Origin of the sequence: Borrelia duttonii Ly, assembly GCF_000019685.1 — a bacterium.
GTDB classification, from domain to species: domain Bacteria; phylum Spirochaetota; class Spirochaetia; order Borreliales; family Borreliaceae; genus Borrelia; species Borrelia duttonii.
Genome location: NC_011248.1, coordinates 25883 through 35286, shown reverse-complemented (window position 1 = coordinate 35286; position 9404 = coordinate 25883). Strand labels below are relative to the sequence as shown.

Annotated in this window: 9 protein-coding genes and 2 pseudogenes; 8 read left to right on the top strand and 3 right to left on the bottom strand. The window is 26.1% G+C overall.

Going from position 1 to position 9404, the window contains the following annotated elements:
• The first annotated feature begins 187 nt into the window (after positions 1–187).
• Positions 188–787, top strand: a complete 600-nt coding sequence (gene bdr / locus BDU_RS08640) for a Bdr family repetitive protein (RefSeq protein ID WP_012539491.1) — start codon at positions 188–190, stop codon at positions 785–787.
• A gap of 71 nt (positions 788–858) precedes the next feature.
• Here bdr (BDU_RS08640) and BDU_RS07770 read toward each other — a convergent pair whose 3' ends face one another.
• The 3 genes from BDU_RS07770 to BDU_RS06060 form a co-directional block, all read right to left on the bottom strand.
• Positions 859–1422, bottom strand: a complete 564-nt coding sequence (locus tag BDU_RS07770; protein WP_012539490.1) for a hypothetical protein — start codon at positions 1420–1422, stop codon at positions 859–861.
• On the bottom strand, positions 1419–3053 hold the full coding sequence (locus tag BDU_RS07485) for a plasmid maintenance protein (RefSeq protein WP_012539489.1): 1635 nt from the start codon (positions 3051–3053) through the stop codon (positions 1419–1421). Before BDU_RS07485 ends, BDU_RS07770 begins: the two co-directional genes overlap by 4 nt.
• Positions 3054–3203: 150 nt before the next feature.
• Positions 3204–3410, bottom strand: a complete 207-nt coding sequence (locus BDU_RS06060) for a hypothetical protein (RefSeq protein ID WP_041177889.1) — start codon at positions 3408–3410, stop codon at positions 3204–3206.
• Between the two features lie 528 nt (positions 3411–3938).
• Between BDU_RS06060 and bdr (BDU_RS06050) the strand changes: the two are divergent.
• The 7 genes and pseudogenes from bdr (BDU_RS06050) to BDU_RS06025 form a co-directional block, all read left to right on the top strand.
• Positions 3939–4554, top strand: a pseudogene (gene bdr / locus BDU_RS06050) (Bdr family repetitive protein).
• A 411-nt stretch (positions 4555–4965) separates the two neighbouring features.
• Entirely contained in the window at positions 4966–5235 is a 270-nt protein-coding gene (locus BDU_RS06045) for a plasmid maintenance protein (RefSeq protein ID WP_041177887.1), read from the top strand.
• On the top strand, positions 5220–5303 hold the full coding sequence (locus BDU_RS09020) for a hypothetical protein (RefSeq protein WP_143705869.1): 84 nt from the start codon (positions 5220–5222) through the stop codon (positions 5301–5303). Before BDU_RS06045 ends, BDU_RS09020 begins: the two co-directional genes overlap by 16 nt.
• A 210-nt stretch (positions 5304–5513) precedes the next feature.
• Positions 5514–6074, top strand: coding sequence for a DUF226 domain-containing protein (locus BDU_RS06040; RefSeq protein ID WP_012539488.1), 561 nt, complete (start codon positions 5514–5516; stop codon positions 6072–6074).
• Positions 6050–6814 carry a ParA family protein gene (locus BDU_RS06035; RefSeq protein WP_012539487.1) on the top strand — a complete coding sequence of 255 codons (765 nt, stop codon included), beginning with the start codon at positions 6050–6052 and terminating at the stop codon, positions 6812–6814. The genes BDU_RS06040 and BDU_RS06035 overlap by 25 nt, the downstream gene beginning before the upstream one ends.
• Before the next feature lie 58 nt (positions 6815–6872).
• Entirely contained in the window at positions 6873–7436 is a 564-nt protein-coding gene (locus BDU_RS06030; RefSeq protein ID WP_041177886.1) for a chromosome replication/partitioning protein, read from the top strand.
• Between the two features lie 793 nt (positions 7437–8229).
• Positions 8230–9192: pseudogene (locus tag BDU_RS06025) on the top strand (variable large family protein); the annotation flags it as partial.
• Between the last annotated feature and the right edge of the window lie 212 nt (positions 9193–9404).

Below are 9404 nucleotides of genomic sequence, written 5' to 3'. Positions count from 1 at the left end.
GTTACTTTTTATTTTTATAATTTATTACATTTATATAATCTTATAACTATACAATTTTATATAACCAAACTGAATATTTTTAATTAGAACAATACATACTACTAAATCATACATCAAACTAAATTTTATTCATTTTCACTTAACAATAAACCCTAAAAACACTATAATATTATATAAGGAGATTTTCATGGAACATATGATACAGCCAGTAGTAACAAGACAAATGGTCTTAAATGAGCTCGTAAAAGTCGGGATGGATAGAGATATTGCGGACGATTTGTCTTATAGATACTATAAAAATGAACTTACTACGAAAGATCTTGAACTTCTAAAAATGGCATTCAAATCAGATATTAGAGATCTTAATAATAAAATTGATACTGTTGAAAATAACTTAAATATTAAAATTGATACTGTTGAAAATAACTTAAAATCAGATATTAGAGATCTTAATAATAAAATTGATACTGTTGAAAATAACTTAAATATTAAAATTGATACTGTTGAAAATAACTTAAAATCAGATATTAGAGATCTTAATAATAAAATTGATACTGTTGAAAATAACTTAAATATTAAAATTGATACTGTTGAAAATAACCTAAAATCAGAGATTTCTCTTGTAAGAAAAGATATGGATCTTATAAGAAAAGATATGGAAATGAACAAAACAGAACTTAATGGTAAATTAAAATTAAATAATTGGATGCTTGGAACTATTATTACAATTAACGTAGGAATTCTTTTAACATTAATCTCAATAATCAATTCGATTATAAATAAATAAACAAATAAACATGAATTACTAATTCTACAAATCTTTCATTAGCAAAATCAATAATTCATATTAATCTCTAGTTAACTTTGAATAACCTCTGACTGAATAACTTCTGGCTTAGTAGTAGGCTTTTTAGCTGCCTTAGCTTTAGCTGCTGCTTTTGCTTGTGCTTGATCTTGTTGCACAACCTGTTCTTCTGCTTGATCTACAGATTGATCTTTTTGATCTTTTTCTTTTAATTGATCTTTTTCTGCATCTCCTGATTGATCTTCTGGTTGTAACTTAATTTTAGGTTCAACTACCTTTTTTCTTTCTAAATTACCAAGAAAAATTTCCTTATAATCTCTATGAAGAGTCTCTAAAAAACCAGCAAGTAAACTATATTTCTTTATTTCACAATTATAATAGAGATTGTCAACTAGTTGAATTTTGATATCCAAATTATCTGTATATTTCTTGTTTATCCACTCTTTAACGTATGAAGATACATACTCATAATCAATATCATCAGAATTTAGTATTGGGAAATTAACTATTGTCTCATCATTTTTTTTAGACTGAATCTCATCGCTCATATAAGTTTGCCAAAATCTATCCCTTCTCAAATAAAGTCTTCTTATCAAATACTTCAACGTAAATTTCATATCGTCTCTCCTTTTGCATTTTGCATCAAAATTTTTTCTTTCTCTGGATCTTGCTCTTGATATTGAAGCATAATTCCTAAACTAGCAAGAGAAAGTCCTTTAGTTGTCTTAAATCCTTCAAAATTAGTGTTAATTTGTGGCCGCGGCGGGCGTACGGCAATATTATCTCCCCTACTCTCTTCGTACAAAGGGTATAACTTTGCAATATCATCACTAGGATAGCTATTTTCAATACTTCCTACATAAAACCGTATTTCTTTTTTAACCTCCATTCTCAACTTTGCCTTTTCTTCTTCTCTTCTTCTGATTCGCTCTTTTCTTTCTTGTTCTTCTTGCCTAAATAACCTCTCTATATATTCTTGTTGTCGTTTGAGTTGCAGTTTGCGTTCTTTTTCTGCCTTCTCTTTTTCTTTTTTTTCTTCTTCTTCGTCTTTCACATTTTTTGACGCATTAAATTCAAAATTTTTGCCTGCTAATCTTATTTTTTCGCCATATTTTTCTTTTGTCGTCGTATAATTTTTCTTATACTTATGCGAGTACCAATCTTTGAATCGACCCTCCCATATGAGATCATAGTCGTTTATTACGCCATCTTTTCTTTTCATCATCATCCACACTTTGTACTTGTATCTGTTGTCAAATTGCTTTAGAAAGTGTTTCAAAATATCTTCGATATCATATTCTTTTCCATACTCATTTATGGCAGTCTCCAAATTTAGCAGGGCGTTTATGTACGTTGAATCGTTGTTGCTCAGCTCTTTCACCTGTTGCATATAGTTTCTGCTTATTTTGTGAACATCGATCAGTCTAGTTTTTACGCCAATTCGTTTGAATCGCACTTTTTCACTTTTTTGTTCACCGCTTTTTGGTTTTTCACATGAAAGACTTTTTGCAGAGTTTTTCTCTGAAGAGTTTTTAGAATTCTCTTTATTTATATTGCTTATATTAGCTTTATTAATAACGTCCGGTGTTTGCACATGCGAAATTATACCCATACGATTTTTATGAAGTTGTTCGTTATTTTTTTCTTCTATTTTTTCTGTGATAAATTTTGTAGTTTTTGAATTTATATTTTTGGGTTCGTTATCAAAAGGTTCATTAAGATCGAAATTTCCAATGATGATTTTATCTTTCAAATTATCTTGTAGCATTTGTGTTAGATATTCTAATATTGCGTCTTTATGTGTAGGCATTAGTTCCATGTTTTGCACATAATAAGCGACACTTCCTTTTCCTTTTCCAAATCTTATAATTTTAGATTTTATTAGATTTAGATTGTTTAGTAGCTTTATATCTAGTTCTAGTGTGCGTTTACATACTTTTTTTGCAGCATCATTTTCTAATAATTTAAGTACTATTTTTTGGATATCACAAGCTGAATATTCTTCAATACCCATTGATTGTTTATAATTTGTATTTTTAGTATTGATTGCCCAATAAATTTTAATTATTCTGTTATATCGTTTTAGCATCTTGATTATTTGCAATTTAACATATGACATTCGTATTGTTTGACTATTATTGGGATCTTTATGAATATTTAGTTCTACAAGGCTTTTTAATATTATATTTATTTGACCTTTTGGGTTTTTAGATTTGAAATTTTTATTGTTTTCTGTTAAACTAATCATAGTGTATGTTTTTTACCCAAAGTTTGAATTTCGTTTGATATAAACGAGCTTTGGATTTTAGTCTAACTAGATTTCAGTTCTATTAGACTTTTATTTTTTTATTATATATTAAAATTTTATTCTTGGCTAGGTTTGGAGTCAGGATGTTTTTTATATATCTCTATTAGATGAAACATTTTTATCAACATCTGTTTTTGTTGTTTTTACTACTTCTTTTGACTCTTTTAATGTATGAATAAGCCTTTTGCTTAGACCTTTAAAATATTTTTTTATTTTATTTTTAGTTGTATTTGATTTTTCAGTAAAACCTAAAAAACATTTTGTATTAAATCCATAAGTGCTTATGAATAAAAGCATTTTCTCATTATTTGTTTCGAATTTATTATTATTATTGTTATGTCGTTTAAACTATTTTTTTCCTTTTTATTCCTTTAGTTCTTCGTTGTTGTATTTCATCAATATTATCATCATTGTAACACTGTGCTTTTTTACTTTTTATCATGTTTTTCTTGTTTATTTCTTTCTTACCTTTTAAAGTTCAAAAAGAAAACTAATTAATGTATGGTAATAAGAAAATATATCTTGTATCTGGAAATGATAAAAATAATGAATATCGAGAATTTAATTCTTTTTGTATTTTTATAATTATTTTGAGAATTAATTGTTATAGAAAATTTATTTCAACTTTGCTTTTCAAATATAATTTCTATTCTATAAAATCACAGCTTTCAAAAATTAAATTTGTTATTAGTATAGATATACATTTGTTAATAACTTTATGGAAGTCATTGATGAATACTCAAATAAATATATTATTTGTTATTTACTATGATATAGTATAATTCATCAAAATTTATTGTATAATTGTAGTTAAGGAGATTTTTGATGGCTCAGCCACAACCAATTATTACTCAGCAGATGGTATTGACAGAACTGCTCAAAGCTGGAATTAATAGAGACATTGCTACTGATTTATCTTATCGCTATTACAAAAATGAGCTTACTTTATAAAGATCTTGAATACTTGGAAAATCATTTTAATACTACAATTGATAAGATAGAAGGTATTTTAAAATCTGAAATTGTCTCTGTTAAACTAGAACTTGATAATAAACTTGATAAGATAAAAGTAGGTCTTGACAATAAAATTGACAATAAATTTAATGAACTTGATAATAGAATCGACAAGGTAGAAGATAGGTTAAAATCTGAATTTACTTCTGTTAAACTAGAATTTAATAATAAACTTGATAAGGTAAAAATAGAGCTTGATAACAAAATTGATAAAATGGAAGATAAACTAAAATCTGAGGTTAACTCTGCTAAGTTAGAACTTGATAATAAACTTAATAAAGTAAGAGTAGAATTTGATAGTAAATTCAACGAACTTAAAAACACGGGGAAATTACATAATTAGATGTTTGGGACTATTATTACTCTTAATATAGGAATTTTTTTAGCTTTATTTTCAATAATATATTCCATTTTAAATACTAGATGAATAAAAAAATTAATCATATATTTTTATGCTAGTAATGTTCTATTCTGTGCAAATAAAAATGGGTTGTTTGTGAATGGCTTATTTGTTTCATTAACATTGAGAATTAACTTTTGTTTTCCTTTTAAAGACAAAACTTTATCCAAAAATTTGCAAATATTTCCTTATTCTATAATGCGATAGATTTGTATCTTAGTTAATTTAATCAACAACTTTATGTAATATCCAAAAGGAAAACTATCATATTGCATATATAAAAAGTATCAAAAATATTTCTTCTGAATAACTTTTATATATAATAAGTGACATTCTTTTTTAATTTTTATATAAAAAAGTTTTATTAAAGGGATATATTTACTTTTTACTATTTTTTAGGTTATTATTATTTAATAATTCACAGGCAAGGAGATTACGATGAGAGGCATCAGTATCCATATTGAAAGACATCAATGCGAATTAATGGCTTTAATGTCGATAATATTTTATATAAACAATAAGTTCAGAGAATATTATCAAAATAGAATATTTTATTATTTTAATGAAAATCTTAAAAGAAATGGACAAAAAGTAATCAAAAGTAAAATATTGCAAAATTATTTTTGTAAATTAAGCAAAACACTTCAATTAATAGAAAATCCTTATAACTACATTTTATTATTGAAAGCGACATGTACGATGATTTAAGAGAAATAATTACCAGGATTGAAAAATCTGTTGGACGTTCTAGAAAGAATGTTAGAAAGGATGAATAAATATTATAGCTAATATATTTAACATGTGCATTGGACAATTAGTAAGTAAATTGAAAGTAGAAGTCTTAATGCCAATAAAGGACTATTTAAATAAACAAGAAAAATTGAAATATAATAAGATGCTAGATAGCCATTATTATTATTATTATTATGAATTATTAAAATTGATCGCGATGAAAATATGATAAGATTGTTAGCTGAGGACTACTTATGGAAGGTATATTAAAGCGATTAGCAAATAAAAATGTAGAAATAGTACCGCCGAAAAATGAAGTAATTTTTATTAGGATAGAAAAGATTAATAGTAAAAATGTATATCATACAAAAATTATGAAAGATTTTTTTGCATTTGGAATTAATAAACACCAGAAGCATAAATTTTTTATTTCCTTTAGAAGTTTGTTTAATCAAGAAAAAATAAAATCATTTCATTTGTTTTCTATAAAGAATGACGATGAGTTTTTGGGTATTTTTTATGGATATAGAAAACCTATAAAAAATATTATTACAAAATATGCAGAAAATGGAGTAATGAAAGCATCTACCTTTTCAAAGATTTATTATATAGAGTTTAGATTTAAAAAAGGAAGTGTTTTTTGTTATTTAAGGGGACTTGCTTATTTATTGAGAAAAGAGAAAATTCATAAGAGATATTATAAATCTCTAGTTAATTTACTTTTGCTCCTAGAAAAAGAAGTATATGAATTTTACGAAAAGAAATTACCAGAAGGGGGTTTTATTGGAAAATGGATAAAAAAAAACCTAAAATAGTTTCTATTGCTTCAATTAAGGGTGGCGTTGGGAAAAGTACAAGTGCAATAATATTATCTAAGTTATTGTCTCAAAAATATAAAGTACTTTTAGTAGATATGGATACACAAGCATCTACCACTAGTTATTTTTTTAGAAAGATAACAGAATTATCCATAGATTTAGCAAATAAAAATATATATGAAGTATTAATTGATAAACTAAATATTAATAAATCAATTGTGAATATTGACAATAATTTAGATTTAATACCGAGTTATGTTACTTTACATAAAATAAATAGAAATTTTTTTAAATACATGCTTGAGGAATTCAAATTAAAATTTGAAATAGGAAGGTTAGAAAAGTCTTATGATTATGTGATATTAGATACTAATCCTAGTTTAGATTTTACATTGACAAATGCTCTTGTGTGTAGCAATTATGTTATTGTACCAATGACTGCAGAAAAGTGGGCTGTTGAAAGTTTTGAAGTTTTAGATTTTTTTATAAAGGAACTAGAGATTTTTGTACCTATCTTTATATTTATAACTAGGTTTAAAAGGAATAATACACATAAATGTCTTTTAGATATTTTGCAATCAAAGGATAATTTTTTAGGCATGATATCTGAAAGAGAGGATTTAAATAAGAAGATAGCGGATAATTGCGAGTTTAATTTAAATAAAGATTATATCAAGGAATATGAGAATATATTGCATACTTTTATAGGTCAAATTGATAAATTAACTTGTAAATAAATTATTGAAAATAAATTTTTCCAACCGTTGGAAACATTTGCAAAAGAGGATTAACAATATGGAGATTAATAGAAGGATAATGCATAATGATAAGAATATTATATTTAAAAATAATAAAATTTTGTCAGCGGAAGAGAGAAGGCAAGAAAGATATAATGAACTTAAGCTAAAGTTAAAGTCTAATCTTAAGGAAAATATCTATAACAAATTGGAAGCAATGAAAATTTTAAAAGAAATTAAAGACAATGATTATTATAAATTAGATGGTTATAAAAGGTTTAGTGAATTTTTAGGTTCTTATAAAGTAGCAAAATCTCAGGCATATAATTATTTAAAAATAGCAACAGCGATAGAAAAAGGATTACTTGAAGAACAATATGTATTGGAAAACGGCTTCAGAGAAGTTTTATCATTGATAAGAATAAAGGAAGGTGTGAAAATAAAAAAATCAAGACAAAGTGGGCTAAAATCTTTAAGATTTCATTTTAAAAGTCAAGAAAGTTATGATTTTTATAGACAAAATGTTAAGTTTGCCGGGTTTTTAATGGATGCATTATTTAAAGATAAAAAAAAATTGCTAGAAGAGTTTATGCATAAATTTAAAGATTTGGAACATCACTAATAAAGAATGTTTATGACTCATTTCTCATTTATTGTATATAGTTTGTAGAATAAACAACTTAATAAATGGACTTGTAAAAAGGGTTTAGTGAAAAATTTGCAGGTTTAATTTCATATCAAATAATTATGATTTTGTGATTAAAAGAATTATTGGAATAATAAATATGAACTTTAAAAATATATAACTTGCGAAATTAAAATTTCAAAAAATGTCCATTTAATTTATAATTTACTTTCTTTAAGTATATGCAAAATGATAATGAAATTTTGAAAAAATAAATAAAAAGTAATAGCATAATCTTGCTATAGAGACTTATTGTAAAAAACAGAATGTTAAATATTATTGCATTGCTAGCTTAATTAATTATTATAATCATTATTATTTTTATAGTAATTAAGTTTTTTGTATTAATTGAGTAAATTTAGGGAAACTATGTATATTATTTTTATTTGAATAATATAATGGTTGATTTTATTTTTAATTTATTGTACCCTACCTAACATTAGTAGTGCTATCATTTTAGGACTACCTTGTTTGTGATCATACTTGCAAAGCTTTAGATCTTGATTAAGTGTTCTATGTAGAATATTTAGTCAGGATCTAATTTTATATTTTAATTTCCAATAAAATAATATTTTTGATTTTTTATGAAAATGATTATTATTATTTTTTTCTTCTTGATGTTTTTCAAGATGAGGAATTTTTGATGTACAATGTTGGGACTAGTAAAAAGTGGTATAGTAAATTGAAATTATATAAGAATAAATCTTTCGACTATTATTGATTGGAATAAGAGAAATCAAAGAATAAATTTTTGCAGTCATTAGTTAATGTGAGTGAAGAATTTTTGAATGTTTTCACATCATTTGGGGAAATGGTAGGGAGTGTATTGGGGTTAAATGTTAATTTAAAGAAGTCAGATGTAGGGAAATATTTTAAGACAGTACAGGAGACTGTTCAAGGGACAAAAGATAAACTTGAGAAAATTGTTGCTGAAATGAAGGAAGAAAAGAATCCTAATGCGGCAGGGGTAGAGAGTGAAGTAAAGAAATTAGTTAGTGAGGCACTTGATAAGATAATTGACGGAGCAAAGACTGTTGGTGAAGCTATTGGTACTGTGGGGAGTGATCTACTTGGTAATTTTGCTAGTCAGGGTTCTGGTGGTGTTTTAGGTACTGAAGTTGAGAAGTTAGTTAAGGGAATTAAAGATATAGTAGATATAGTTCTTAAAGAAGGGAAACATGATGCTGGTAATGATAAGAAGGCTAGTGATGGTTCTACTTCAAGAACCGCAAATGGTGGTACTGATGAGGCAGGAAAGTTGTTTGGTACTACTTCTAATAGTGGAGTTGGTGCTGCTGCTGGTGATGCGAAAAAGGTAGCTACTGATGCATCTAAAGCCGTTGGTGCAGTAACCGGTGCTGATATTCTACAAGCTATAGTTAAAAGTGGTGATGCTGCTGCAGCTGGTGCTAAAGATGCAACTGTAGCAGGAGCTATAGCGTTAAGAGCAATTGTAAAAGATGGTAAATTTCCCGGTGTGACTGCTACTGCTGCTGCTGATAATCTTGATTATACAGCTGTAGTTAAGGGAGCCGCAGTAAGTGCAGTGAGTAAGGCATTAGATGCATTAACAATAGCAATAAGAAAAACTATTGATGAAGGACTTAAAAAAGTAAAAGAAGCAATAAAAATTAATGCTAATGATACTCCTTTAGCATCTGAAAATAGTGGTTCTGGTGGGCAAAATCAATAGTTAGCATCAATAAAGCTAGAATTATATAGTTAGTGGAGTGATAAAAGGAAAGATACTGAAAGTTAGTCTTTTGGTATCTTTTATTTTATGGTGTCAAATAAAGATGTATTTTTTTATTAAAATCATTTAGTTTCTTTTATAATTTTGTGCAAATAAAGATAATATATTTAAAAAATAGGTTCTAATCTTTATTGTGAAGTGCATTAGCCATT